The organism is Actinokineospora spheciospongiae, assembly GCF_000564855.1.
GTDB lineage: Bacteria > Actinomycetota > Actinomycetes > Mycobacteriales > Pseudonocardiaceae > Actinokineospora > Actinokineospora spheciospongiae.
Genome location: NZ_AYXG01000130.1, coordinates 1 through 24,579, shown reverse-complemented (window position 1 = coordinate 24,579; position 24,579 = coordinate 1). Strand labels below are relative to the sequence as shown.

Here is a 24,579-nt window from a genome sequence, read left to right as displayed (position 1 = left end):
ATGGCACCGGTGGGCGACGCAGGTCTGAACCCCGTCATCCAGCGGGGCCTGTTCACCGTCGAACCGCTCACCGAGGCGTCCCGCCGGGTGTGGGAGCGGCGGGAGCACGCGGTCTTCGGCATCAGCCCCGGGAACAGCTACTTCCAGGTCGCGCGGATGGCGGAACTCTTCGGGTGGCTCCGCGCGGAATTCGACCGGGTCGACGCCGTCATCCCGGATTCCGCGCTGGTGCACACCTACCTCGCCCTCGGCTACGAACCCCAGCGGGCGGCGAAGAAGGCGCGCGGCGAGATCAACGTGCTGCACAACCGGGTGACCCGGGCCTGGGACAGCGTCGGGGGACCCAGGGCGGCCGACGGCCTGCACCGGATGTCGGACCTGTCGTCCGGCACCGTTTACCGGGAGAAGCTGGCGGAGTGCGAACGGGTGCTGGGCGAGGACGACGTCCTCCGGCGGACGTGCGCCGAGATGAGCAGGGAAGTCCTCCGGATCAGGGGGCACGAGGGACCGCTCACCGCGGACCAGATCGAGGAGTCCATGCGGTACCTGACCGCCGAACTCCCCTTCTTCCTGGCGTCCACCGACATCTTCGGCGTCTCGACGTCGCTGAACTTCTACCACCGCACCCTCCCCCTGGCCGAAGTCGTCTTCTCCGGGGAATCCCGGCTCCGGGCGCCTGCCCGGCAGGGGTACGCCACCATTCGCCCGGCGCGGTGAGACCGGTTCCCGCCCGCGGTTTCCAGTTCGACACCACCCTGAGGGGCCCCATGGCACAGTACGACGTCCTGGCCAAACAACTCGGCGACATCGAGAAGGCCATCCACTTCTACCGCGAGAACGTGGAGTTCCACTCCTTCTTCCGCGCCCTGGGACCGGTGCAGGGCAAACGGGTGCTGGACGTGGGGTGCGGCGACGGCCTCTACGCGCGGCTGGTCGCCCACCGGGGCGCGGGCCCGGTGGTGGGAACGGACTCCTCCGCCGAGATGATCCGACTGGCCGAAGCCGCCGAGGCCGAAGAACCACTCGGGGTCACCTACCACGTCCACGACGTGGCGACGATGCCGACGCTGGGCGAATTCGACCTGGTCATCGCCGTCAACGTCCTGCACTACGCGGACAGCGAAGCGACGCTGGCCGCCATGTGCGGGCGGATCTCGGCGAACCTCACCCCCGGCGGCAGGCTGCTGGCCTACGTCGGCAATGCCGACGTGGACCAGGAGGCGGCCCGGGACTTCGGGTTCTCCGTGGACCGCCCGGCCGACCTCCGCGAGGGAGCCCCCTTCACCGTCACCATCGGCACGACTCCCCCCGCCTCGGTGCGGGTCCACCACTGGCCGCGGGCGAGCCTCACCCGGGCCCTCGAATCCACCGGCTTCACCCGGGTCGACTGGGAGCAGATGACCCACTCCCCGGTCTCCGACGACGACACCGCGCGCCTCGGCCGCCTGCTGGAGAACCCGCCGGGCTTCCTGCTCAGCGCGTACAAGGAGTGACCCGGGGTCCTTTCGACACCGCGGCGGCCGCCGGGGGTTCCCGGTGGCCGCCGCGGTGCCCGCGGCTACGGTTCGGCCGTCCGACCGATTCCGGAGCGCGGGAGGGAGCCGGTGTACGGCCCTGAGGACGTGCGGCGCGTCGACCCGGTCGAAGCCATCCGGGCCAGCCCGGGCACCTACCTGCCCGCGGGTGGGTACGACCCGGTCCACCTGGCTTCGAGCCTGGTCGACGAGGTGCTGCGCAGGGGGATCAGCGCGGTGCGGGTCGACCTCGGCTCGCGGTGGTGCGTCGTCACGGCCGAGGCGGATTGGCTCGCGGGCCTCAGCGGTGACCCGTTCGAGCGGATCGTGCCGTTCCCCGAGGCCGGGCCGAACGGCATGTACGTCGAGACCGTCCTCGTCGCGTTCGCCCGCGGTGTCGCCACCACGTCCGCGGCGGGGAGCAGGGTCGTCGTCGGGGAATCGCTCGGCCCCCTGGCCGGGGTCGACGTGGGAAGCGGTCGTGCGGTCGCCTTCTCCACTCGGTCCACAACCGCGCCGCGCCGTCCGTGACCGTGCGAGACCCCACCTCCGAGGCCGCGTCGGCGATGGACGAGCGGTTGGTGGACACGTGGGGAAAATGGGCGGATGACCAACATGATCGAGTACCTCGCCGAGGTGGTCTGCCGCGGCGTGATCGCGGGCGTGGCGGTGGGCACCCCGGAGCAGGAGGTCCGAGCCGCCCTCGGTCCGGGAGGCGCGGAGACGAGGCAGAAGGGGTCGGTGTTCGTGGACTACGGCCTGGTCGAGGTCGTCCTGAGCGCGGGGCATTGCCAGTCGATCATGCTGCAGGTCCACCGCTTCGCCTTCGATGATGACCGCCGGGCCCCCGGTGTGCTCGCGCCGCACTTCCCGCCGCCGCCCTGGGTGGTCCCTTTCCAGGACCTCCGGGCCGCGATCGAGCTGCGGTCGGCGAACGGGGTGGAGGATCACCGCCACCACCCGGGCTCCCGCACTTACCGGGTGGTCGACTCCGACGCGCTGATCAACGTGCTCGACGGTGAGCAGGTCGTGATCGGCGGCACCCACCCGGTCGCAGCCGGTGATGTGTGGTCGATCGAGCTGCTGAGCCGCCCTTGAGGCAATGGGGTACGCGCCTCTCCGTGTCGGATTTGCCCGGGGTGGGTAATTACCCCGCATGGCGGTCTACGGCTTACACGCATCCCACGAACAGGTCCACCCGGCGCGGTTGCTCGACGCGGTGCGCCGCGCAGAGGACGCCGGGTTCGGCGCGGCGATGTCCTCCGACCACTTCGCGCCGTGGACGTCGGCCCAGGGGGAGTCCGGTTTCGCCTGGTCGTGGTTGGGGGCGGCACTCCAAGCGACGTCGCTCGGGTTCGGGGTGGTGACGGCTCCCGGTCAGCGGTACCACCCGGCGATCACCGCCCAAGCCATGTCCACGCTCAGCGCCATGTACCCGGGCAGGCTGTGGGCGGCGCTGGGCACCGGTGAGGCGTCCAACGAGCACATCACCGGTGACGTGTGGCCGCGCAAGGAAGTCCGATCCGCGCGGTTGCGCGAGTGCGTCGACGTCATCCGGGCGTTGTTCGCCGGTGAGGAGGTCTCGCACGACGGGTTGGTGACCGTGGACCGGGCGCGGCTGTGGACGCTGCCAGAGACACCGCCGAAGCTGTACGGCGCGGCGGTCAGCGTCGAGACGGCTCGCTGGTGCGCGGAGTGGGCCGACGGGCTGATCACCGTCAACGCCCCCGTCGAGCACCTGCGGTCCATGGTGGACGCCTACCGGGACGCGGGTGGGCGCGGGGAGCTGGCGTTGCAGGTGCACCTGAGCTGGGCGCCGTCGGAGGACGAGGCGCTGGCCGTGGCGCACGAGCAGTGGCGCGGCAACGTGTTCCCGCCGCCGGTCTGCTGGGACATGCTCCCGGCCCACTTCGACGAGGTGGCCCGCTTCGTCACCCCCGAGCAGGTGCGCGCCTCGGTGAACGTCTCCGCGGACCTCGGGCGGCACACCGCCTGGCTTCGCGAGTACGCCGACCTCGGCTTCGACCTGATCCAGTTGCACCACGTCGGCAAGGAGCAGGACGCCTTCATCGACGCGTTCGGCGCGAAGGTGCTGGGGGAACTGTGCGGCTGACCAAGACCTCGGACCTGTGGTGGAAGGACGCGGTCGTCTACTGCCTGGACGTGGAGACGTTCCAGGACGGCAACGGTGACGGCTGCGGGGACTTCCGCGGGCTGACGCAGCGGATGGACCACTTCGAGCGGCTGGGAGTGACCTGCCTGTGGCTGATGCCGTTCCTGCCGTCACCGGACCGCGACGACGGCTACGACATCACCGACCACTACTCGGTCGACCCGCGGTTGGGGACGCTGGGCGACTTCGTGGAGTTCGTGCGCACCGCGCGCGACCGCGGGATGCGGGTCATCGCCGACCTGGTCGTCAACCACACCTCCGACCAGCACCCGTGGTTCCGGTCGGCGCGCGAGAGCCGGGACTCGCCCTACCGCGACTGGTACGTGTGGCGCGACGAGCCGCCGGCGGACGGGCCGGAGGGCGTGGTGTTCCCGGACGAGGAAACCAGCCTCTGGGAGTACGACGAGAAGACCGAGCAGTACTACCTGCACCGGTTCTACAAGCACCAGCCCGACCTCGACGTCGCCAACCCGGCGGTGCGCGACGAGATGGCGCGGATCATGGGGTTCTGGCTGGAGCTGGGCCTGTCCGGCTTCCGGGTGGACGCGGTGCCGTTCTTCCTGGAGACCGAGGGCGCCCTCGACGCGCCCGACCTGCCCGACCCGCACGACTACCTGGTCGACCTGCGCGCTTTCATGACCCGCCGTGCCGGGGACGCGGTGCTGCTGGGGGAGGTGAACCTGCCGTACGAGGACACCATGGAGTACTTCGGCGCGGGCGTCGGCGACCAGTTGACCATGTGCTTCGACTTCATCGGCATGCAGAAGATGTACCTGGGGCTGGCGCGCGGCTCGGCGGCCCCGCTGGTCCGGGCGCTCACCGAGCGCCCGCAACCACCCAGGGACGGGCACTGGGCGACGTTCGTGCGCAACCACGACGAGCTGACCCTGGACAAGCTCACCGACGCCGAGCGCGCCGAGGTCTTCGCGGCGTTCGGCCCGGCACCGCAGATGCAGCTCTACGACCGCGGCCTCCGCCGCCGCCTGCCCCCGATGCTCGACGGCGACCAGCGGCGCATCCGGATGGTCTACAGCCTGCTGTTCTCCCTGCCCGGCACCCCCGTGCTGTTCTACGGCGAGGAGATCGGCATGGGGGAGAACCTCGCCGTGGAGGGCCGTGAGGCCGTGCGCACCCCGATGCAGTGGGAACCCGGCGTCGGCGCGGGCTTCTCCACCGCCGACCCGTCGACCTTCCCCGCCCCGCCCCCCGCGGGCACCTACGGCCCGTCCGAGGTCAACGTCGCCGCCCAGCGCCACGACCCCGACTCCCTGCTGTCCTGGATTCGCCTGCTCATCGAGCGCTACCGCGAACACCCCGAACTGGCCTGGGGCGAGTTCACCCCCCACCCCACCGACGACGACGCCCTCTTCGCCCACACCTGCACCGCCGACGGCGCCTCCATCACCGCCGTCCACAACTTCGGCGACCACGAGGCCACCACCACCCTCCCCTTTCCCGACGGCCCCTACCTGGACCTCCTCACCCGAACCCCCATCCCCTTCGCCGACGGTGAACTCACCGTCGCTCCCTACGGCTGCCTCTGGTTCCGCCACCCCGCCTGAGATCGCCGTGTCGCTCCGGCGGGACCGGGACTTCAGGTTGTTGTATCCCGGCCGGGAGCCTGCTCGGTGGCGCGGTGGGCCTGCGCCCGGTGCTGCTGGTGTCCGCACCGGGCGCGTGGCTCGCGGTCGGCTGGGTGTTCTTCTCGCCGCTGCGCGGGATGCGCGAACTCCCCGCCGACCGCACCTGAACCGGTCGGCCGAGCACCTCGCCGAGTCAAGGGAAAGGGCTCCAGGCAAATAGGTGATTCACTCGATCGGACCCACAGGGTGCCAGCTCAGTCGGTCTGAGCTGGGAAGAGGAGCGCTGCGAGACGCCGGGTGCGCCGACCGCGTGGCACCTGTTTACGGACAGCCCCGGTGCCTTTCGCGCGACCCGTGGCGGATCGCCGGGTGCGTCCGGGAGGTGGAGAACTCCCGGTAAAGAACTGTCAACAAAGCTTCACCCGCCCGTCACGTGTTCCCGTGCCGTTGCCCGGAACATATTCCTCGTTCCACCATCCGGTCGTACCGGGAGTGGTCCGGTCGCGGCAGTGAGCCCTGCGGAAGGGCGACCGCGCGCACCGGCACCGCGAATCGGGGCGTCGACGCCGTTGCCGGTGCCGCACCTCGCCGGGATCGCGGTGGTGCCCGCCCGACGTGGCCGGAGTGTCCGGTGTGGACGCGGTCGCTCCCGTGGCCGCGGGTGGGGTGTTGTCGTGCGGTCGAGGCGGTGGCCGTCGGTCCGGGGCCGCCTGCGGGACCCGTGCGCGGAAGAGGTCCAGCCGTAGCCCGGAACAGGATGGGGTGGCGATGGTGGAGGGTCAGCGGGGCCGGGGCGCGGGCGGCGCCAGGAGCCTGCCGATGGACGCGTTGGAACAGCTACGGCGGCAGGCCGTGGCCGCGGTCGGGTCGGGGTTGTCGCAGACGCGGGTCGCGAGCATGTTCGGGGTGTCCAGGAAGGCGGTGGGGACCTGGGTGCGGGCCTACCAGTCCGGCGGCGAGTCGACGCTGCGGCCCCGGCCGCGCGGTCGGCGGGCCGGTGAGCGGCTGGTGCTGTCCGCGGCGCAGCAGCGCGAGGTGGTCGAGGCCCTGGCCGCCGGGCCGCCCGACGAGGCCGGGTTGCCGTGGCTGGTGTGGACGCGCAAGGCCGTCTCCGAGTTGATCGCGCGCGAGTGCGGGCTCGTGCTGGCCGGGACGACGATCGACAAGTACCTGCTCCGGTGGGAACTCCTGGGTCGCGAGGGCGGGGTGTCCCGGCGGGCGGGCTGCCCGCCGGGGACGCTGTCGGTGACCTGGACGCACCCGCGCCCGCCCGCGGGCACCGACGAGCTGCACGCGCTGGTCGCGGTCGGCGGCCGCGGCACGTTGCACTTCCTGGTGGGGAAGACCCCGTTCACCGGCATCGCCGAGTTCCGGCGCAGGCTGCGGATGCAGTGCGGTCGCGACGTCCGGCTGGTCCCGCACGACTGGCCCGCCGCCCACGCCGCGCTGCTGGGCGAGTGCGCGGGGCCCGGGCGGGATGCCGTGCGGCCCACCTGAGCCCGGTGCCGACGAGGCCGCCGATCCGGATTCCGGATCGGCGGCTTTTTTTCGTGCCCGCTGCGTGTTACCCGCGCGTAAACGTTCTCCCGGTTCGGCGATCGGGCGCGGTGGTGTCGTGGAACAGAAGTGCCGTCCCTGCCTTGAAGGGGTTACAGGTGATCCGCGCCGGTCCCGTCGCGACCTCGTTCCCGCCGCTGCGGGGGTGTCCGGTATTTGCCAGCCGAAGGCAATTCACCTTTGCCGTCCACAATGGACGAAAAGTCGCGTAGACCCTGGTGGGGGCACGTTCACCGGTGGCGGCAACATCGGCGCAACGAAGCAGACCGCCTGTTTTCTGCCTGCTGGTCAACAAAACGGTGGAGCTGCCACCATGTCGTGGTCCGGTTTTCCCAGCCTGGCACACGCGAACGGCGGATACCTGAGACTGGGCCAAGAGTCCGGCGCCCGAGGAGGCGGCACGTGCGAACCAGACCATTTCTCACCGCGGGTGCCCTGTCGCTCACCCTGTTGTCCGCGGCGCCCGCCGTCGCGGACGAGGCCCCGGTGGTGGTGGCCGATTGTGCGGCCATCGTCACCGGCACGCCGGGCGGGCGGGTGGCGCTGGCGCCCGCGTCGGTGACCGAACCCGTGGTGTCCGCGCTCGCGCCCCTGGACCCGCTGGGCCTGCTGACGGGTGTGTTCCGGTCGGTCTGGGCGACCACGGCGCCCATCCCGGTGGGGACGGTCCCCACCGGTGAGGCCGAGATCCCGGGGGATCGGATCGCCGACGCGGTGCTGGCGCGCCTCGGTGAACTGCCCGTGCTGGCGCCGGTGCTCACCCCACTGCTCTCCACTGTGGACACCGTGCTCACCCCGCTCTGCCGCATCCTCGTGCGCGGCGAGGTCCCGGTTGCCCCTCCGGAGTCCGCACCCGCGCCGCCCCCGCCGTCCGCCGGGGGCGCGGTCCCGCCGGGCGGCGGCGACGCGGTCCCGCCGGGCGGCGGCGACACCTCGACCGCGGGACGGCAGTGGGTGGTCGCGGCCGTGCCCGGTGCGACGTCGAGCGGCGGCACGGTGTTCGGCACCCCGATCCCGGGGCGGCTGCCGGGGTTCGACCTCCCGGTGGGCGCCGGGGTGCCGCAGGCGGGCGGTGTGCCGGTGGCGGTCGACGCGCGGTCCCCGGCCGGGTCGGCGGAGCCGCGGGCGGACGTCGTGCCGGTGGTGGCCGACGCGCGGCGTGCGGTCGGGCGGGTGGAGGGGCTGCCCACGCGGCTGCCCGACGAGCTCTCCCTGCCGGTCCTGGCGGCGATCCTGCTGCTGGCCGCGGTGAGCGCCCGACTGGTGCGCAGGTGGGGTTTGCGCTCCCCGCGCTGAACAGGGCAGGCCGCGAAGGGGACGTCGTCCCCGGTCACGAGGTTCTCCGCAGGAGGGACGAGCGGTGACATCCCGTTCACGAGAGGAAGTCCGCCACGAACAGCGCAACCGCCACCACCCGGGACCCGAACGTGACCAGCGGTGACGCGCGCAGCCTCTCCGCGGACGCCCTCGAAGCGCTCCGGCGGCGGGCGGTCGCGGCCGTCGAGGCGGGGGTGACCCGGGCGGAGGTCGCCCGCCTGTTCGGCGTCTCCCGCAAGACCGTCGGCGCGTGGGTGGCCGAGTACCGGCGCCGGGGCGACGAGGCCCTCCGGCCGCGGCGCCGGGGGCGGCGGCCCGGCGAGCAGTTCGCGCTGTCGGCCGCGCAGCAGGCGCGGGTCGTGCGGGCGATCGTGGCGGGCCCGCCCGAGGCGTGCGGGCTGCCGCAGCGGCTGTGGACCAGGCAGGCGATCGCCGAGCTGGTCCGCAGGGAGTTCGGCATCCTGATCAGCTCGCCGACGGTGTCGCAGTACCTGGCCCGGTGGGGGCTGGTCGAGGAGCGCCGGTTGCCGCAGGTGCGGCGCGGCCGGGTGCCGTCGGGCCGCCCGGGGGAGACCCGCCCCGGCAACGAGTGGATCGTGGGAGCGGAGGTGCTGCGGCTGACCTGGACGCGCCCGCACACCCCGGTCGACCCGCGCCGCGGCCCGGTCTCGGGCAGGCAGAACCTGCTGACCGGGTTCCGCGACCACTTCGGCGACGTCAACCTCCTGCTGGCCCTGTCCCACCGCGGGGTGGTGTTCCTGCAGGCGCAGCGCGGGGCCTTCGACGCGCGGCAGGCCGACGAGTTCCTGACCCGGCTCACCGACCAGTTCGGCAGGGGGCTCAACGTCATCGTCTGCGAGTGGCCCGCGCAGCACGACGACATGCTGCGGGAGTGGCCGAGACCTCGCCCCGGCCTGCTGTCGGTGCGCTTCGCACTCGATTGATCGATTTCTGTGGCGAAATGACCTCTGGTGGTGACGGCAGAAATGGGTAGTATTTGACAGCAGTGCCTGCCCGGGTTCTCGGAAAAGCTCACCGCCCCCGCCGTGCGCCGTGAAAACGGCGATACACGGAATTCATTGTCCAGCTATTTCGCTGTTTCCGGCGCTCGTTTGACTTGTTCTTCGAACCCACGTGCAAAAACCGGGAGAGCCATGACCACCCACCTCCTTCCCTCGGCCGACCTCGACCTCGAAGTGCTGCTGGCGCACAAGGAGACGATCGCCGACGGCGTCGTCCGGCTGGTGTTCCGCCACCCCGCGGGGGACCCGCTCCCGCCGTGGGCCCCGGGTGCCCACGTGGACCTGGTGCTGCGGCCGGACACCGTCCGCCAGTACTCGCTGTGCGGAGACCCCGGTGACCGCTCGGTGTTGGAAGTCGCCGTGCTGCGCGAGCGCGCCGGGCGCGGCGGGTCCGCGTTCGTGCACGACGCGCTGCGCCCCGGTGACCGGGTCCGCGTCCGCGGGCCCCGCAACAACTTCCCGTACGTCCGCGCCGAGCGGTACCTGTTCGTCGCGGGCGGGATCGGCATCACCCCGTTCATCCCGATGGTCGCCGCGGCCGAGGCGGACGGCGCGGACTGGCAACTGCTCTACGGCGGGCGGTCGCGCACGTCGATGGCGTTCGCCGCGTGGCTGCGGGAGCGGTACGGCGACCGGGTGGTGCTGTGGCCCCGCGACGAAGCGGGACCGCCCGACGTGCCGGGGGTGCTGGGCAGAGCGGGCACCGGCACCGCGGTCTACTGCTGCGGGCCCGAACCGCTCCTGGCCGCGGCCGAGGAGCTCTGCGCGGGCCTCCCGGGACTCACCCTCCACGTGGAACGGTTCACGCCCAAGGAGAACACCGGCCCGGTGACGGGGTTCGACGTCGAGCTCGCCCGGTCGGGGCTGACGCTGGCGGTGCCCGCCGACCGGTCGATCCTGGAGGTGGCCGAGGACGCGGGCGTGCCGGTGCTGTCGTCATGTCGCGGCGGCACGTGCGGGACGTGCGAGACCCCGGTGCTCGACGGGGTCCCCGACCACCGCGACTCGCTGCTGACCAGCGAGGAGCAGGCCGCGAACGAGACGATGATGATCTGCGTGTCCCGCTCCCGCGGGCGGAAGCTGGTGTTGGACCTCTGACATGGCCGCGCTGACGACGAAGATCGGTACCCGCGCGGCGGCCCTCGTCGCCGCCGCGTCCTGCGGCTGGGCGTTCTGGACGGTGGCGGGCCACCTCGGTGACCCGCCACCGCGGGTCGCCCAGGTCTCCGCGCCCGGACCGGAGTTCCCGGTCATCATCCCACCCACGAGCACCGGATCGCTTTCCCCGCCACCGGTCCCGACACCACCGGTGACGGTGCCCGAACCGGGTCCGACCGCCGAGGGCCGCCCGGTCGGTGTCGGGCGGGCGGTCGCCACCGGCCGCGTCCCCCCGGTCGCGGTGCCGCCGGGGACACCCGGTCGACCGGCGCCGACCTGGGAACCGCTGCCCGCACCGGGGCAATCGCTCCCGCCGCCTCCTGCACCACCGCCTCCCACCGGAACTCCGCCCGCGCCGCCGCGACCGTCCGACCCGCCGGTCGTCAGACCCCCGACCACCACACCGCCGCCCCCTCGACCGACCCCGCCCCCGCCCGCTCCGGAATGCGATTCGAGCGGATTGCTGGGGCCATTGCTCTGCGTCGTCCTCGGTCTGCTCGGCTGAGCGCGGGGAAGTATTAAACGCAAACGCTCCCAGTCCTTTTTTCGACGCTTTTCCTCACCGCGAGAACATTTTTCACGATCGTCTATTTCACTTCTCGTTAACAGGAAGAAACCGAGTAGGTCCTGTTTTCCGTGATTCACTTTCCCTCGTTCGGACAGTCCGATTCCCACCGGGCCGGACAGGAATAGGAAGGAAACCCATGTTCCCAGAAGCTCCGCCAGGAGCCCACCGGAGGTGGCGTCGCGCCAAGGCGGTGGCCGCGCTCTCGGTCGCCACCCTCGGCATCTCCTCGGTGGCCGTGATCCCGGCCTCGGCCCAGCAGCCCATCGGGCTCGCCCCCGTGCCGATCACGTTCCACCTCAGGGACGACAACGGCAAGTGGTTCGACTCCGGGCTGAACCTGTTCGGAGACCAGTCCCTGGCGGTGGCGGTCATGCCCCGGCTCGGCACGCTGGGTGGACTGACCACCGGGGGTGAACTCTCCAGCCTGCTGAACTCCGACCTCGTCGGCGCGGTCGGCAACCTGACGGGGAACCTCCTCGGCCAGCTCCCGCTGCTCGGTTCGCTCGGCGGCGAACTGGGCAAGGCGCTGAACCTCGACAGCACCCTGGCATCGGTCAAGGCGATCGGGACGGCCGACCGGCAGGCCGCCCCGGCGGCGGCGAAGGCGGAGAACCTGCTCGGCAAGTTCGCCCAGCAGCTCAGCTCGATGCGCGCCGACCAGCCGTTCAACCTGAACTCCCTGCCGGTCGGCGTTGACCTGCAGGGCGCCCTGAACGACCTCGCCAAGTTCGCCGTCAAGGGCGCGCCGGTGACGGTCAACTTCGTGGTCGACCCGAAGGAGTCGACCGGCATCCGCAACCCGATGGGCCTGATCGCCCCCGAGGGCGCCGAGGGCTTCCCCTACGAGAACCCCGCGGGCGCGTTCTTCGGCCAGCGGTCGATCCAGCTCACCGAGCCCGGGCTGTACGCGTTCACCGACATGGTGACCCCGTACATGCTGGGCGCGGTGGTGGTCGACGACCCGCTCACCATCGGCCTCGACTTCGGCAAGGCGTCGATGGTGAACTCGCGCAACCTCGTCGTCCCGACCAACTCCGACATCGTCAACCGGCTGGTGAACACGTTCTTCAACATCACCAACCCGAACAACTGGCAGCAGTACAAGGCGGACTCGGAGAACAGCTTCAACGCGATCCAGCCGCCGGTGCCGATCCTGCAGTACGACGCCGCGGGCAACCCGGTGCTGATCCCGAACCTGGACGCCTACTTCGACAAGAAGTTCTCGTACCCGAAGACCCTGTCGAAGGGCAACCAGCTCCCCGAGGTCCCCGGCGTCGGTGAGGTGTGGATCGACACCGAGGTCGAGGAGTGGGCGGGCAAGAAGGCGGTCGGCTCGGCCACCAAGGTCGACGTGACCAACTGGACGGTCGACCGCAAGATCGGCGCCCCGTCGATCAACATGAACAACCCGCACAACATGTGGACCGACAAGGACTACAAGTACCTGTACCAGACCGAGTGGTTCGCCGACAAGGTGGACGTGTTCGACCGGGAGACCGGCGAGTTCGTCCGGTCCACCCAGGTCGGCCACAACCCGGCGCACGTGATGACGGCACCGGGCAGCGACAACCTCATCATCGGCATCAACGCGGGCAACGAGGTCGTCGAGCTGGCACCGGGCGGCACGAACGTGCTCCGCAAGATCACGGTCAGCCCGACCGGTGAGGTCCGGCACCCGCACGCGCACTGGACCAGTTCGGACGGCAAGACCGTGGTCACCCCGAACGTGATGACCAACAACGCGTCGGTGATCGACATGCCGACCGGCACGATCCGCACCGAGAAGACGGGCCAGTTCCCGATCGCCACGAGCATGACCCCGGACTCCTCGACGTTCTACACGGCGGACTTCCTCGGCCAGACGCTCACGTGCGTCTCGCTGGCGCAGGACGCCTGTGCGGACAACGGGCAGATGGCGCACAGCAAGACGATCGACCTGTGGGCGAACTACAGCCCGCAGGACGGCCCGAAGAGCGGCGCGCCGTTCGGCGGGTTGACGATCCAGCTGCCGGTCACCCCGGACGGCAACGCGATGCTCGCGGCGAACGTGCTGTCCCAGACGGTCACGGTCATCGACCCGAGGACCAACAAGATCGTCAAGGACCTGCCGTGCTCGGCGGGCTGCCACGGCATCAACTTCGGTGCCAAGAAGGGCGGCGGCTACTACGGCTACGTCTCCAACAAGTTCGCCAACGTCATGCAGATCATCGACGTCGACCCGAACGGCGACGGCGCCCTCGACGACGCGAAGATCGCGGGCCAACTGACGCTCGACGCCACCCCGAAGACCAAGATGGACGGTTCCATCTCCGGGAAGTCGGGCTACGGCGGCCAGGGCGTGCTGGCCATCCCGCTCGTCTACAACGGGTGGGCCCAGCAGAACCAGGGGAGCTGGCGGTCGCAGTTGACCTGCGGGCAGCTCAACCCGATCGACAAGTCCACCTGCTGACACCGACACGGTAGTGGTCCGGGACCGGGAGAGCTCCCGGTCCCGGACCACTCTGCTCAGGAGCCCACCATGGCCTACCGCCGGAAAGCCCTCCCTCGCGGCCTGTCCGCGTTGCTCGCGGCCGTGCTCGGCGCGATCGCGCTGTCGTCGCCCGCGACCGCCCAAGTGTCCATAGTGCCCGACCGCGCCGATGGCGGCGGCACGCGCACCTTCGCCTTCCGGTTGGCCAACGAGCGAACCGACACCAAGTCCACCCGGCTCGAACTGGTCTTCCCGGCGACCCCGCCCGTGCCCTACGTCAAGGTCGCCTCGGCACCGGGCTGGACAGCCACCATCCGCCCCCGGCCGCTCGACCCGCCGGTCGAGGCGGACGGCAAGGTGATCCGCGAGGTCGTGGGGGCCCTCGTCTTCGAAGGCGGCGCGATCGGCCCGAGGCAGTTCGAGCAGTTCCTCGTCACCATGGGCCCGCTGCCCGCCGAGGGCAGGCTGCTGCTCGGGGCGACGCAGACCTTCGCCAACGGGGCGGTCTCGCGCTGGGACCAGAACACCGCGCCCGCTCCGGTGATCAACTTCGGGGCGGGCTCCGGCGCGGGCGGGGGCGCGGCTCCCGCGGCCGTGGCCCCGGCGGGCGAAGTCGACGCGGCGCAACCGTTCCAGGTGGTCGACACCGCCGCCCCCGCGGACCAGGGGGCGCGGAGCGCGGGCACCACCGGCGGGCCCCCGTTCGCCGTGCTGTGGGGCGCGCTGGGCCTCGCGCTCGCCGTGATCGCGGTGGTCGGGTACCGGTCCCACCGCCGCGGGCTGAGCACGGCCGCCGCGGAACCCGACACCGCGGAGTCCGACACCGCGAAATCCGCTGCCGACGAGCCGGACACAGCGGGACCCGGCGCCGCGGGACCGAAGGCCGGGCGCGTCGAGGAGAGCGGGGTGGGTGCCGAGTGACGACCGTGCGGGAACGCCCCCGCGCCGCGGTCGCCCGCCCGCGCGCCGCCGCCGGGCAGTTCGTCGCGCTGCTGCTGCTGGTCGCCGCCTGCTGGGGCGCGCTGCTCGCCACCACCCCGCAGGCGACCGGGGACCCGGTGCTCCTGACGACCTCCCCGGGCAACACCGAGCTCGTCAAGTCACCCGACGCGGTCGTGTTGACCTTCGACCGCCCGGTGCCCGCCGCCCTGGCCACCGTGCGCGTCCTCGACCCCGGCGGCAGGCAGGTGGTCTTCACCCGGCCGACCCACCCGGACGGCCGGGAGGACGCGATCTCCGTCCCCATGCCCGCGCAGCGCAACGAGGGCACCTACGCCGTGGCGTGGACCGCGCCGTCGAGCGGGCTGGAACCCGTCAGCGGCTCCTTCACCTTCGACGTGTCCCGCCCGATCCAGCCCGGCGGCATCCCGGCGATCGAGACGACGCGCGACCCGGTCGTGGCGGCCGCGCACCTGGCGGCGCGGGCGCTGGCGGTCGCGGCCATGGTGCTGCTCGCGGGCCTGGCGTTCTTCGTCGCCTCGCTCGGGCCCCCCGCCGTGCGGGCCAGGGTCACCCGTCGGCTGATCAAGGTCGCCTGGTGGCTGCTGGTCGGGAGCACGCTCGTCGCCCTGGTGTCGTTCGGGCCGTACGCGGCGTGGGTGCCGTGGCACGACGCGCTCGACCCGCGACTCCTCTCCGCCGCCGTCGAGTCGACCGGGGGCGCGGCGCTGCTCGCCCGCCTCGCCACCCTCGTCCCCGCCACCCTCGGCCTCGTGCTGCTGGTGGTGAACCCGCCCGCGACCACGGCGGTCGAGCGGTGCTCGCGCGGCGCGGCGGTGCTCGGCTGCGCGTCGGCGGTCTTCGCCACCTGGCCCCTCGCCGACCCCCGATCGCTCGGTTCACCGTCCCCCCTCGCGCTCGCCGCGGACATCGGTCTCCTCGTCGCCCTGGCCATCCCGGTGGGCGGCTTGGTGCTGCTGCGGTTCCCGGTCGGTCGCCACCGGCACGCCGTGGCCCGGCTCGCGCGGTCGGTGGTGGGGTGCGCGGTGCTGCTCGCCGTCGCCGGGACCGCCCAGGCCTGGCTCGGGCACGGCCTCGGCCTGCTCCCCGCCGGAGCCCTCGCCCTGGCCGCGGTCCTCGCCGTCTTCGCCTGGCTGCTCTCCCGCCGCGCGGCGGGCGGGTCCGCGAAGGCGCGGTCGACCCGGCTCGGCCACCAGGTCGTGGGGGTGGCGGGAGCCGCCGCGCTGATCACCGCGACCACCGCGACGCTGATCGCCCTCGACCCCGGCCAGAGCGCGCACGCGGCGGGCCCGGTGGGTCAGGCCCCGGCGGCGATCCGCGAGCAGGCCCCGCCCGCGCGGCTCACCTACGACACCGGCACCCCGAGCGGGCAGGGCTCGCTGGACCTGGTGCTCATCCCGACCACCGACCGGCTCGACGTACGCGTGTCGGTCCTCGGCCCGCACGGCGCCCACACCGCCGTGAGCATCGCCCTCAAGCGCGACAACCGGACGGAACCGGTGCCCCTGGACCGCGCGGGCCCCGGCCACTGGACGGGCCGGGCGACGGTGCCCGAGCGCGGGCGGTGGCAGCTCGCCCTGACCCTGCGGGCAGCCGACGGCAGCACGCACACGGTCGGGCAACCCATCGACGTGCGATGAACGCCCCCACCAGCCGCCTGGGAGTCGCCTTGTCCTCGCCCCCCGCCGCCCCCACCCGCCGGGCCGCCGCCCGGCCGCGCCTGAGCCCCGTCCTGCAGATCGTCGCCCGGCGGCTGCACTTCGTCGCGGGCATCGTGGTCGCGCCCTTCCTCGCGGCGCTGTGCCTGACCGGGCTCGTCTACGTGTTCAGCCCGCAGATCCACGACAGCCTCTACCGGTCCGACCTGCACGTGCACCACGTCGGCGAGGTGCGCCGCCCCCTTGCCGAACAGGTCAGGGCAGCGCTCACGGCCCACCCGGAGGCGACGCTCAAGGCCGTCCTCACCCCACCCGCCGACGACCGCACCACCCGGGTGGTGCTGGCGGTCCCCGGCCCGGACGGGATCGAGGACCGCACGGTGTTCGTCGACCCGTACACCAGGCTGATCAACGGCGAGCTGACCACGGTCGAGAACCGGCTGCCCGCGAACACGTGGCTGCGCCAGTTCCACGGCAACCTGCACCTGGGCGCACCGGGCAGGCTCTACGCCGAACTCGCCGCGAGCTGGGTGCCCCTGATCGCCGTGGGCGGCCTGGTGCTGTGGCTGGCCCGCACCCGCCGCAAGCGCACCCGGCGCGAAGTGCTCCTGCCGTCCGTCCGCGACAAGATGGGGTGGACGCGGCTGCGGGCGATCCACGGCGCCGCGGGCCTGTGGCTCGCGGTCGGCCTGGTGCTCCTGGCCGGGACCGGGCTCACCATGACCCGGTTCGCGGGCGGTCGGGCGGACTCGACGATCGACCCCGGCCGCCTGCGGGCCCCCGTGCTCGCGGCGGCCCCGGTGCCGGTCCCGGCGGGTGCCCAGCCCATCGACATCGACCGCGCGGTGGTGGCCGCCAAGGCCGCCGGGCTGAGCGGCGAACTGGCCGTGACCCCGCCGTCGGGTTCGGGTACGCCCTTCACCGTCACGGAGATCTCGGACGGCCTGCCCATCCACCGGGGTGCCGTGGCGATCGACCCCTACACCGAGGGGGTGACCGAACACCTCGACTGGAGCGACTACTCGCCGGTGGCGAAGCTCAGCACCCTGGCCACGCAGTTCCACACCGGCACCCTGTTCGGCCTCGCGAACCAGATCGCCCTCGCGCTGCTGGCGGCGGCCACGTTCGCCCTGCTCGCCCTCGGCTACCGCATGTGGTGGATACACAACCCGTACCGGAGGCGGTGGGAATCGCTGCCGCGCCCGGTGTGGCGCCAACTGGCGGGCGGCCCGCTGGTCGTGGTCCTGCTCGGGGTGGCGGCGCTGGCGTGGGTGCTCCCCGCGGTCGGCGCGAGCCTGCTGGTGTTCCTGGCCGTGGACGCGCTCGTGAGCCGGTTCAAGCGGCGCAAGGCGGGACAGCCCGCGGTCAGGCCTCCGGCGTCATGAACTCCAGGCGGTTCCCGACGCAGTCGCAGGAGTAGAAGCGGCGGAAGCCCGGGAACCCGTCGTCCCAGGCGACCGCCACCCCGGCGCTCCCGAGCCGTTCGGCGAGGTCGTCCAGCGCCCGCACGACGATGCCGGGGTGCGCCTTGCGGGCGGGCCGGAAGTCGTCCTCGACGCCCAGGTGGATCTCCAGGGTGTCGCCCCGCACCCACAGCCCACCGCGAGCCGCCAGGGCGGGGGGCTTGCGCACCTCGTGCAGGCCGAGCAGGCCGACGTAGAAGCGACGGCACTCGTCCTCGCTCCCGGGCGGGATCGCCAGTTGGACGTGGTGCAGGCCGTACCCCGACCCCGTCGGGGCTCCGGCGCCGGTGTGGGGGAGAACGGCGTCGTCGGTCACGGTGGCACTCCTGTCGGTCGGGTGCTTCGTCGAGCTGATCAGGTTCGCGTGCGGCTGGGTCGTGGTGCGCGGTCGGTGGCCCACCGGGAGACCGCGGGTCGGTGACGCCCCACCACAGGATTCGCGCCGCCCCGCTCGGCAGCGGCTGAACCGCGGCGGTGTCCCCGCCGGTTCCGGGACCCTATCGCCCGCATATCGAAAACCGCGTACGTGCCCGCAACACCACGCCGTCTTGACTGGCGGCATGACCCACAGCGAACCGGCACGGGCAGCGGCCTGCCGCACCCGATCGCCCGCGGTCCGGCCCTTCGCCGCCGTTGCGGGAACGGGGATCACGGTCTACGGGTGCGAACAGGACGAGGCCGACCTGTTCCGGGAGATGGCGCCTCGCTTCGGCGTGCGGCCGACCATCGTCGAGGCCGCGGTGTCCGAGGCCAACGCCGCGGTGGCGGCCGGGAACCGGTGCGTCAGCGTCAGTCACAAGAACCGGATTCCCGACCGGGCTCTCCGCGCGCTCAGCCGGGCCGGCGTGGTGTACGTCTCCACGAGGAGCGCCGGGTGCGACCACGTCGACGTGGAGTACGCGAACAGCGTCGGCATCACCGTCGGGAACGTCGCCTATTCGCCGGACAGCGTGGCGGACTACACGCTGATGCTCATGTTGATGGCCGTGCGCGGCGCCAAGGCCACCATCAGGCGCACGGACGCCCACGACTACCGGTTGGGTGACGAACGCGGGAAAGAGCTGCGCGACCTGACCGTGGGGGTGGTCGGAGCGGGGCGCATCGGCACGGCGGTCATGGACAGGCTGCGCGGCTTCGGTTGTCGCGTCCTGGCCCATGACATCCGCCCCACGACCCCCGCCGAGCGCGTTCCCCTCGACGAGTTGTTGCAGCAGGTCGACGTGGTGACGCTCCACACGCCGCTCAACGCCGACACCCACCACCTCCTCGACCGTCGGCGCATCGAGGGGATGAAGCGCGGCGCGTACGTCGTCAACACCGGGCGCGGTCCACTGCTCGACACCCAGGCCCTGGTCTCCGCCTTGGAAAGCGGTGGGTTGGGTGGCGCGGCGCTGGATGTCCTCGAAGGCGAGGAGGGGATCTTCTACGCGGACCGCCGGAACGGGTCCATCGAGAACGACCTGCTGCTGCGCCTGCAGGGAATGCCCAACGTGATCATCAGCCCGCACTCGGCCTACCACACGGACCACGCGCTGGTCGACACCGTCGAGAACTCCATCGTCAACTGCCTGGACTTCGAGAGCAGGAAGCAGCACCGGACATGAGAATCGGAATAATTTTCGGGGGAGTTTCCGAGGAACACCCCGTCTCGGTCAAGTCCGCACGGGAAATCGCCGAGCACCTCGACGCCGACAAGTACGAACCGTTCTGGATCGGGGTGACCGAGAGCGGCGCCTGGCGGCTTTGCGACGGCCCCGACCCGGGCTGGGAGGACGGCGGTCGCCCGGTCGTGCTGTCACCGGACCGGAGCGCCCGCGGACTGCTCGTCCTGGGGCGCGGGGAGTTCGAGGTGATCGGCCTGGACCTCGTGCTGCCCGTCCTGCACGGCAAGCTCGGCGAGGACGGTGCGGTGCAGGGCCTGCTGGAGCTCTCCGGCATCCCCTACGTCGGCTGCGACGTCCAGAGTTCCGCGCTGTGCATGGACAAGTCGCTCGCGTACGTGGTCGCCGGTGCCGCGGGAATCCCGACGCCGGACTTCCGGACTGTCCTGGCGGACGAGGACGTCGACCCCGAACCGCTCACCTACCCCGTCTTCGTCAAGCCCGCGCGCTCGGGGTCGTCCTTCGGCGTCAGCAAGGTGACCCGCCGGGAAGAACTGCCGAGCGCGGTGCGGACCGCACGGCGGTACGACTCGAAGGTGCTGATCGAAGGGGCTGTCGTCGGCAGCGAGGTCGGGTGCGCGATCCTGGGGGACGGGCCGGACCTGATCGCGGGCGAGGTCGACCGGATCTCGCTGTCCCACGGGTTCTTCCGGATTCACCAGGAAAGCGCCCCGGAGATCGGTTCGGAGAACTCGACGGTCACCGTTCCCGCGGACATCCCGGAGCGGACCCGGTCGCGTGTCCAGGAGGTGGCCAAGGCCATCTACCGCGCCCTGGGGTGCTCGGGGCTGGCGCGGGTGGACATGTTCCTGCGGGAGGACGGCACGGTGGTCCTCAACGAGGTCAACACCTTCCCCGGCATGACCTCCTACAGCCGCTACCCGAGGATGATGGCGGCCGCCGGGATTCCGCTCGCCGAAGTGGTCGACCGGGCGGTGGCGTCGGCCCTGACGGGGAGGTCGTGATGGGGGAGGACTTCGTCTTCGTGGACGAGTTCGTGCCCGGAGTGCGCTGGGACGCCAAGTACTCCACCTGGGACAACTTCACCGGCAAACCCGTGGACGGGTACGCGGTGAACCGCGTCGTCGGCACGAGGGCGCTGTGCGCGGCCCTGGAGGACGTGCGGGAGAAGGCCGCGCCCCTCGGCTTCGGCCTGCTGCTCTGGGACGGCTACCGCCCGCAACGGGCCGTGGACTGCTTCCTGCGCTGGTCGCGACAGCCAGAAGACGGCCGGACGAAACTGCGGCACTACCCGCACATCGACAGGGCCGAGATGTTCGAAAAAGGTTATGTGGCGGCGAAGTCGGGACACAGCCGGGGCAGTACCGTCGACCTGACGCTCTACCACCTGAGCACCGGTGAGCTCGCGCGAATGGGCGGCGACCACGACTTGATGGACGTGATCTCACACCACGGAGCGCCGGGGGTCACGCGGCTCGAAGCGGAGAACCGCCTGCACCTCCGCTCGGTGATGGAGGCCTGTGGTTTCACCGCCTACGAGTGCGAGTGGTGGCACTACACGCTCAAGGACGAACCCTACCCGTCCACCTACTTCGATTTTCCCGTCGCGTAGTCGAAGGTGTGCGAATGCGACTGGCGCACTCCGCTCCCGGGGGCGGATCGTGGCCCTGGTCATCACCGGTCGGTGCCCGGTGGCGCGACGGGAAGCTGCACCGTGACGCGGAGTCCGCCCGCGGCCCGGCGGGTGAGGGTGAGCGCCCCGTCGTGCGCCTGGGTGATGCTCTTGACGATCGCCAGGCCGAGGCCGACCCCCGCGTGGTCGTCGCGGATGCGCTGGGTGCCGCGCTGGAACGGTTCGACCAGTGTGGAGATCAGGTGCGGGGCCAGTTCCTGGCCGGTGTTCTCGACGGTGAGCACCACGGCCCTGGGGTGAACGCTGGTCGTGACCCACACGGTGCCCCGCTCGGGCAGGTTGTGGACGATCGCGTTGTGCACGAGGTTCGTCGTCAGTTGCAGCAGGAGCGCGTGGGAGCCGACGGTGGGGGCGATGTCGCCGGAGGTCTCGATGGTGGTGCCGCGCTTCTCGGCCAGCGGGAGCAGCGTCTCCGCGGCCTCCTCCGCGATGAGGGACAGGTCGACGTGTTCCCGGTTGAAGGACCGCTGGTCGGCGCGGCTGAGCAGGAGCAGCGCCTCGGTGAGGTCGATCGCCCGGGTGTTGATGAAGTGCAGGCGGTCGACGAGTTCGTCCGCCTCCCGCCTCGGGTCGCTGCGGGCCACGTCGAGGAGTGTCCGCGTGATCGCCAACGGGGTGCGCAGCTCGTGCGAGGCGTTGGCCGCGAACCTCTGCTGTTCGGCGTTGTGCGCGTCGAGCCGCGCGAGCATGGTGTCGAAGGCGTCGGCGAGCTCGCGGAACTCGTCCTCGCGGCCCTCCAACTGGATTCGGTGGGAGAGCGACCCGTTCGCGGCCAGGCGGGTGGCGTTGGTGATGCGGGTCAGCGGCGCGAGCATGCTGCCCGCCAGGACCCACCCGCCCACGAGGCCGAACACCAGCAGGAACACCAGCATCGCGGCGACCTTCGGGGCGAAGGCGCGCATCAGGTCGGCGCGGTCGGGCACGTGCGGGCCGGGCGTCCACGGCACCCCGGGAGCGCTGCGCTGCGGGGTGAGGACGATCTCCTCGGGCACGTAGCGCAGCAGGAACACCCACACCACGGCCAGCAGCAGGGCACCGGTGAGCATGAGGAACCCGGCGTAGCTGAGGGTGAGCTTGAGGCGAACGCTCGGACCGGGCGCCCTACCCACGCTCCCCGCCCCCGCGTTCCGCGTCGATGCGGTAACCCGCGCCCGCCACGGTGGCGATGATCCAGGGTTCGCCGAGGCGCTTGCGCAGCGCCGAGACGGTGATGCGCACGGCGTTGGTGAACGGGTCGGCGTTCTCGTCCCACGCCCGCGCCAGGAGCTCCTCGGCGCTGATGACCCCACCTTCGGCGGCGACGAGCACCTCGAGCACGGCGAACTGCTTCCGGGTGAGCGCCACGTAGCGCCCGTCCCGGTGGACCTCGCGGCGGAACGGGTCCAGCCGCAGGCCCGCGATCTCGCGCACCGGCGGCCTGCTGTGGGCGCGCCTGCGGTCGAGCGCCCGGAGCCTGAGCACGAGCTCCCGCAGTTCGAACGGCTTGGTCAGGTAGTCGTCGGCGCCGAGCCCGAACCCGGACGCCTTGTCGTCGAGCCGGTCGGCGGCGGTGAGCATCAGGATCGGCATCCCGCCACCGGAAGCGACGATGCTCGCGGCGACCTCGTCCCCGGAGGGCCCGGGGATGTCGCGGTCGAGGACGGCGATGTCGTAGGAGTTGACGCTCAACAGCTCCAGGGCGGTGTCCCCGTCACCGGCGATGTCGGCCGCGATCGCTTCCAGGCGCAGCCCGTCGCGGATGGCCTCGGCCATGTAGAGCTCGTCCTCGACCACCAGCACTCGCATGCTCCGATGCTACGAGCCCGCGCATATCGGCAGCATATCGAAAACCATGTTCATGCCAGCGCCGTCCGGTGGGAAGAATGGCGGATCATTCACGACGTGGTGCGAAAGGGATCACGGCTGGGATTGTCGCCAACTGCGACAGCGCGATCCCGGTCAGCATCGCCGCCGACCCGGTCCACTGCGCCGCGCTCAACCGCTCGCCGAGCACCAGCGCCGCCAGCACGCCGCCCACGACGATCTCCAGCGCCGCGATCAGACTCGCCGAGGTGGACGGGATCACCCGCTGCGCGATCACGCCCAGCGCGATCGCGCCCGCCATCCCCACCAGTCCCACGTACAGCACCAGCCCCCACACCGGCGCCGACCCCGCCGTGCTGGTCAGCACCTCGAACGGGAACGGCGCGAACACCCCCGCCGCCGTCAGCGCCACCGCGCCGAGGCACGCCCCCCAGGTGGCCATGACCAACGGGTCGTGCGTGCGCAGACCCCGCTCCGCCAGCAAGAACCGCCCCGCCAGGGTCACCGCGGCGGCGAGGCCGAAGGCGACACCCACCCGGTCCAACCCGCCCCCGCCGACCTCGCTGACCAGCGCGAGACCGGCGAGGAGCACCGCGATCCCCACCCACAGCAACGCCGGGACCGGCCTGCCCCGCACGAACCGGACCCACAGCGCCACGAGCACCGGGGCCAGGTACTCCAACAGCAACGCCACGCCCACGGGCAGCCGCCCGAGCGCCACGGTGTAGAGGACCTGGTTGACCGCGATCGTGACCACCCCGTACAGCGCGACCAGCCACCAGTCGCCGCGCGGAACGGACATCCGCCCCCTGCGCAGCAGCAGCGCCGCCGCGAGGAGGGCCAGCGCGCCGACCACCGTGCGCGCCTGGATCACGTTCACCGGGGACAGCCCGCTGCCCGCCAACAGCTTCAACGCGGGAGCCGCGCTGCCCATCGCCACCGCGCCGAGCGCGCCGAGCGCCAGACCGCCTGCCAGGCCCGTCCTGCTCATCGCGCGAGCACGTCCGCGGTCCGGGCGCAGCGGGTGGTGTCAGAAATGGTGGAAACCGATGGTGATATCGCGGTCGTCATCAGCCCAGCCCCCCCGATTTAACATATGTCGATTGTCGCCGGAAACGCTGTACGCGTCGGATTCCCGAACGCTTTCACCGCGATTCGGACCTGTTTTCCCCATCCGAGGAATGACAGTAGTCGAAACCCTCCGCAATGCGCTTGAAAACTTCCCGCGCCTGGCGCAAAAATATTGCGTGCCCCCGCAACCCCTCGACGACCTCGACCACCACCTGCTGGCCCTCCTGCAACAGGACAGCGGCAAGACCCTCGCCGCCCTCGGCGAGCTGGTCGGCCTGTCCCCCAGCGCGGTCCAACGCCGCATCACCCGCTACCGCGAAACCGGCCTCATCACCCGCACCGTCGCCGTCCTCGACCCCCGAACCGCCACGGACGCGCTCCTGGCCATCTGCGCGGTGACCCTCGACCGCGAGTCGGTGGAAGCCCACGAGGAGTTCCGCGCGCACCTGCTGGCGAACCCCCACGTCCAGCAGCTCTACAACGTCACGGGCGACCACGACTACATCGCCGTCCTGGCGACCACCGGCATCGGCCAACACCGGTCCGTCGCCGACGAGGTGCTGAAGTCGGCCCCGAACATCCGCCGCTACACGACGATGGTGGTCTTGGACCCGCTGCGCACGACACTCACCCTGCCGACCCGCTGAACCACGCGCCGGTCCGGACTTCCTGATCCGGGCGTTCGCGGTGGCTCGGACCTGCCCGCGGCGCGGCACCGGACTCCGGCCGCGGAGGCGTCGGTGGAGACCGCGGTGTGCACGTGCCTTTCGAGCAGGGCAGCGCCCGCCCCGGGGTCAGCGCAGTTGGTACTGCAAGTAGGCGATGTAGCCCCGGGTGGTTTTGGTGACGGGGTTGTTGTACCCGAGGACGCGGGTCTGGTCCGGCAGGAGTTGCCGGAGTTCGTCGAGTGCTTTGGTGATGTCGCCGCTGCGCGCCCGCCAGTGGGC

The 24,579-nt window shown here is 71.7% G+C and carries 22 protein-coding genes; 18 read left to right on the top strand and 4 right to left on the bottom strand.

What is annotated here, in order from left to right; translation table 11 throughout:
* From UO65_RS17605 to UO65_RS17540, 14 genes are all read left to right on the top strand, one after another.
* Complete coding sequence (locus UO65_RS17605) at positions 1 to 717, top strand: tRNA-dependent cyclodipeptide synthase (protein WP_035283888.1); 717 nt, start codon at positions 1 to 3, stop codon at positions 715 to 717.
* A gap of 50 nt (positions 718 to 767) precedes the next feature.
* Positions 768 to 1,493, top strand: a complete 726-nt coding sequence (locus UO65_RS33410) for a class I SAM-dependent methyltransferase (protein WP_110082113.1) — start codon at positions 768 to 770, stop codon at positions 1,491 to 1,493.
* A gap of 111 nt (positions 1,494 to 1,604) precedes the next feature.
* Complete coding sequence (locus UO65_RS17595; RefSeq protein ID WP_035283886.1) at positions 1,605 to 2,045, top strand: hypothetical protein; 441 nt, start codon at positions 1,605 to 1,607, stop codon at positions 2,043 to 2,045.
* 75 nt (positions 2,046 to 2,120) lie between these two features.
* A complete protein-coding gene (locus UO65_RS17590; RefSeq protein ID WP_035283884.1) occupies positions 2,121 to 2,612 on the top strand; it encodes a hypothetical protein in 492 nt (163 codons plus the stop codon).
* Between the two features lie 58 nt (positions 2,613 to 2,670).
* Positions 2,671 to 3,627: a TIGR03885 family FMN-dependent LLM class oxidoreductase gene (locus UO65_RS17585; protein WP_035283882.1), complete on the top strand. Its 957-nt coding sequence runs from the start codon at positions 2,671 to 2,673 to the stop codon at positions 3,625 to 3,627.
* Entirely contained in the window at positions 3,618 to 5,249 is a 1,632-nt protein-coding gene (locus UO65_RS17580) for an alpha-amylase family protein (RefSeq protein ID WP_035283879.1), read from the top strand. The genes UO65_RS17585 and UO65_RS17580 overlap by 10 nt, the downstream gene beginning before the upstream one ends.
* 840 nt (positions 5,250 to 6,089) lie before the next feature.
* Entirely contained in the window at positions 6,090 to 6,767 is a 678-nt protein-coding gene (locus UO65_RS17575; RefSeq protein ID WP_233427692.1) for a helix-turn-helix domain-containing protein, read from the top strand.
* A gap of 462 nt (positions 6,768 to 7,229) precedes the next feature.
* Positions 7,230 to 8,123 (top strand): hypothetical protein, encoded by an 894-nt coding sequence (locus UO65_RS17570; protein ID WP_035283878.1) that lies wholly within the window; start codon positions 7,230 to 7,232, stop codon positions 8,121 to 8,123.
* A 131-nt stretch (positions 8,124 to 8,254) separates the two neighbouring features.
* Positions 8,255 to 9,088: a helix-turn-helix domain-containing protein gene (locus UO65_RS17565; RefSeq protein WP_035283877.1), complete on the top strand. Its 834-nt coding sequence runs from the start codon at positions 8,255 to 8,257 to the stop codon at positions 9,086 to 9,088.
* 210 nt (positions 9,089 to 9,298) lie between these two features.
* Entirely contained in the window at positions 9,299 to 10,264 is a 966-nt protein-coding gene (locus UO65_RS17560; protein ID WP_035283875.1) for a PDR/VanB family oxidoreductase, read from the top strand.
* A 764-nt stretch (positions 10,265 to 11,028) separates the two neighbouring features.
* Positions 11,029 to 13,341 (top strand): YncE family protein, encoded by a 2,313-nt coding sequence (locus UO65_RS17555; protein ID WP_052021287.1) that lies wholly within the window; start codon positions 11,029 to 11,031, stop codon positions 13,339 to 13,341.
* A 69-nt stretch (positions 13,342 to 13,410) separates the two neighbouring features.
* Entirely contained in the window at positions 13,411 to 14,283 is an 873-nt protein-coding gene (locus UO65_RS17550; protein ID WP_052021286.1) for a DUF1775 domain-containing protein, read from the top strand.
* Positions 14,280 to 15,962 carry a copper resistance CopC family protein gene (locus UO65_RS17545; RefSeq protein WP_035283871.1) on the top strand — a complete coding sequence of 561 codons (1,683 nt, stop codon included), beginning with the start codon at positions 14,280 to 14,282 and terminating at the stop codon, positions 15,960 to 15,962. The genes UO65_RS17550 and UO65_RS17545 overlap by 4 nt, the downstream gene beginning before the upstream one ends.
* A 29-nt stretch (positions 15,963 to 15,991) precedes the next feature.
* Positions 15,992 to 17,365, top strand: a complete 1,374-nt coding sequence (locus UO65_RS17540) for a PepSY-associated TM helix domain-containing protein (protein WP_233427690.1) — start codon at positions 15,992 to 15,994, stop codon at positions 17,363 to 17,365.
* Here the strand turns inward: UO65_RS17540 and UO65_RS17535 are convergent.
* Positions 17,346 to 17,759, bottom strand: coding sequence for a VOC family protein (locus UO65_RS17535; RefSeq protein ID WP_052021296.1), 414 nt, complete (start codon positions 17,757 to 17,759; stop codon positions 17,346 to 17,348). The genes UO65_RS17540 and UO65_RS17535 overlap by 20 nt on opposite strands.
* 331 nt (positions 17,760 to 18,090) lie before the next feature.
* On the opposite strand from UO65_RS17535, the gene UO65_RS17530 reads away from it, so the two are divergent.
* From UO65_RS17530 to vanX, 3 genes are read left to right on the top strand one after another with little or no spacing between them, the layout of a single operon-like run.
* The gene (locus UO65_RS17530) at positions 18,091 to 19,047 is read left to right on the top strand and encodes a D-isomer specific 2-hydroxyacid dehydrogenase family protein (protein ID WP_035283908.1); all 957 of its coding nucleotides are present in this window, start codon (positions 18,091 to 18,093) and stop codon (positions 19,045 to 19,047) included.
* The gene (gene vanA, locus UO65_RS17525) at positions 19,044 to 20,069 is read left to right on the top strand and encodes a D-alanine--(R)-lactate ligase (RefSeq protein ID WP_035283870.1); all 1,026 of its coding nucleotides are present in this window, start codon (positions 19,044 to 19,046) and stop codon (positions 20,067 to 20,069) included. Before UO65_RS17530 ends, vanA begins: the two co-directional genes overlap by 4 nt.
* On the top strand, positions 20,069 to 20,677 hold the full coding sequence (gene vanX / locus UO65_RS17520) for a D-Ala-D-Ala dipeptidase VanX (RefSeq protein ID WP_035283867.1): 609 nt from the start codon (positions 20,069 to 20,071) through the stop codon (positions 20,675 to 20,677). The genes vanA and vanX overlap by 1 nt, the downstream gene beginning before the upstream one ends.
* 62 nt (positions 20,678 to 20,739) lie before the next feature.
* Here vanX and UO65_RS17515 read toward each other — a convergent pair whose 3' ends face one another.
* The 3 genes from UO65_RS17515 to UO65_RS17505 all read right to left on the bottom strand — a co-directional run bounded on the left by UO65_RS17515 (position 20,740) and on the right by UO65_RS17505 (position 23,552).
* Complete coding sequence (locus UO65_RS17515) at positions 20,740 to 21,867, bottom strand: sensor histidine kinase (protein WP_035283866.1); 1,128 nt, start codon at positions 21,865 to 21,867, stop codon at positions 20,740 to 20,742.
* Positions 21,860 to 22,543 (bottom strand): response regulator transcription factor, encoded by a 684-nt coding sequence (locus UO65_RS17510; protein ID WP_035283864.1) that lies wholly within the window; start codon positions 22,541 to 22,543, stop codon positions 21,860 to 21,862. The genes UO65_RS17515 and UO65_RS17510 overlap by 8 nt, the downstream gene beginning before the upstream one ends.
* 85 nt (positions 22,544 to 22,628) lie before the next feature.
* Positions 22,629 to 23,552 (bottom strand): EamA family transporter, encoded by a 924-nt coding sequence (locus UO65_RS17505; RefSeq protein ID WP_052021284.1) that lies wholly within the window; start codon positions 23,550 to 23,552, stop codon positions 22,629 to 22,631.
* 190 nt (positions 23,553 to 23,742) lie between these two features.
* Here UO65_RS17505 and UO65_RS17500 point away from each other — a divergent pair, with 190 nt between their 5' ends.
* Positions 23,743 to 24,279, top strand: coding sequence for an Lrp/AsnC family transcriptional regulator (locus UO65_RS17500; RefSeq protein ID WP_084175761.1), 537 nt, complete (start codon positions 23,743 to 23,745; stop codon positions 24,277 to 24,279).
* Positions 24,280 to 24,579 lie beyond the last annotated feature (300 nt).

What these genes read in the sequence shown, in the direction of transcription:
- UO65_RS17510 (WP_035283864.1), bottom strand. Translation starts at nt 22,543, where the DNA reads ATGCGAGTGCTGGTGGTCGAGGACGAGCTCTACATGGCCGAGGCCATC.
- UO65_RS17585 (WP_035283882.1), top strand. Translation starts at nt 2,671, where the DNA reads ATGGCGGTCTACGGCTTACACGCATCCCACGAACAGGTCCACCCGGCG.
- UO65_RS17560 (WP_035283875.1), top strand. Translation starts at nt 9,299, where the DNA reads ATGACCACCCACCTCCTTCCCTCGGCCGACCTCGACCTCGAAGTGCTG.
- UO65_RS17500 (WP_084175761.1), top strand. Translation starts at nt 23,743, where the DNA reads ATGACAGTAGTCGAAACCCTCCGCAATGCGCTTGAAAACTTCCCGCGC.
- UO65_RS17575 (WP_233427692.1), top strand. Translation starts at nt 6,090, where the DNA reads ATGGACGCGTTGGAACAGCTACGGCGGCAGGCCGTGGCCGCGGTCGGG.
- UO65_RS17550 (WP_052021286.1), top strand. Translation starts at nt 13,411, where the DNA reads ATGGCCTACCGCCGGAAAGCCCTCCCTCGCGGCCTGTCCGCGTTGCTC.
- UO65_RS17505 (WP_052021284.1), bottom strand. Translation starts at nt 23,552, where the DNA reads ATGAGCAGGACGGGCCTGGCAGGCGGTCTGGCGCTCGGCGCGCTCGGC.
- UO65_RS17555 (WP_052021287.1), top strand. Translation starts at nt 11,029, where the DNA reads ATGTTCCCAGAAGCTCCGCCAGGAGCCCACCGGAGGTGGCGTCGCGCC.
- UO65_RS17605 (WP_035283888.1), top strand. Translation starts at nt 1, where the DNA reads ATGGCACCGGTGGGCGACGCAGGTCTGAACCCCGTCATCCAGCGGGGC.
- UO65_RS33410 (WP_110082113.1), top strand. Translation starts at nt 768, where the DNA reads ATGGCACAGTACGACGTCCTGGCCAAACAACTCGGCGACATCGAGAAG.
- UO65_RS17590 (WP_035283884.1), top strand. Translation starts at nt 2,121, where the DNA reads ATGACCAACATGATCGAGTACCTCGCCGAGGTGGTCTGCCGCGGCGTG.
- vanA (WP_035283870.1), top strand. Translation starts at nt 19,044, where the DNA reads ATGAGAATCGGAATAATTTTCGGGGGAGTTTCCGAGGAACACCCCGTC.
- vanX (WP_035283867.1), top strand. Translation starts at nt 20,069, where the DNA reads ATGGGGGAGGACTTCGTCTTCGTGGACGAGTTCGTGCCCGGAGTGCGC.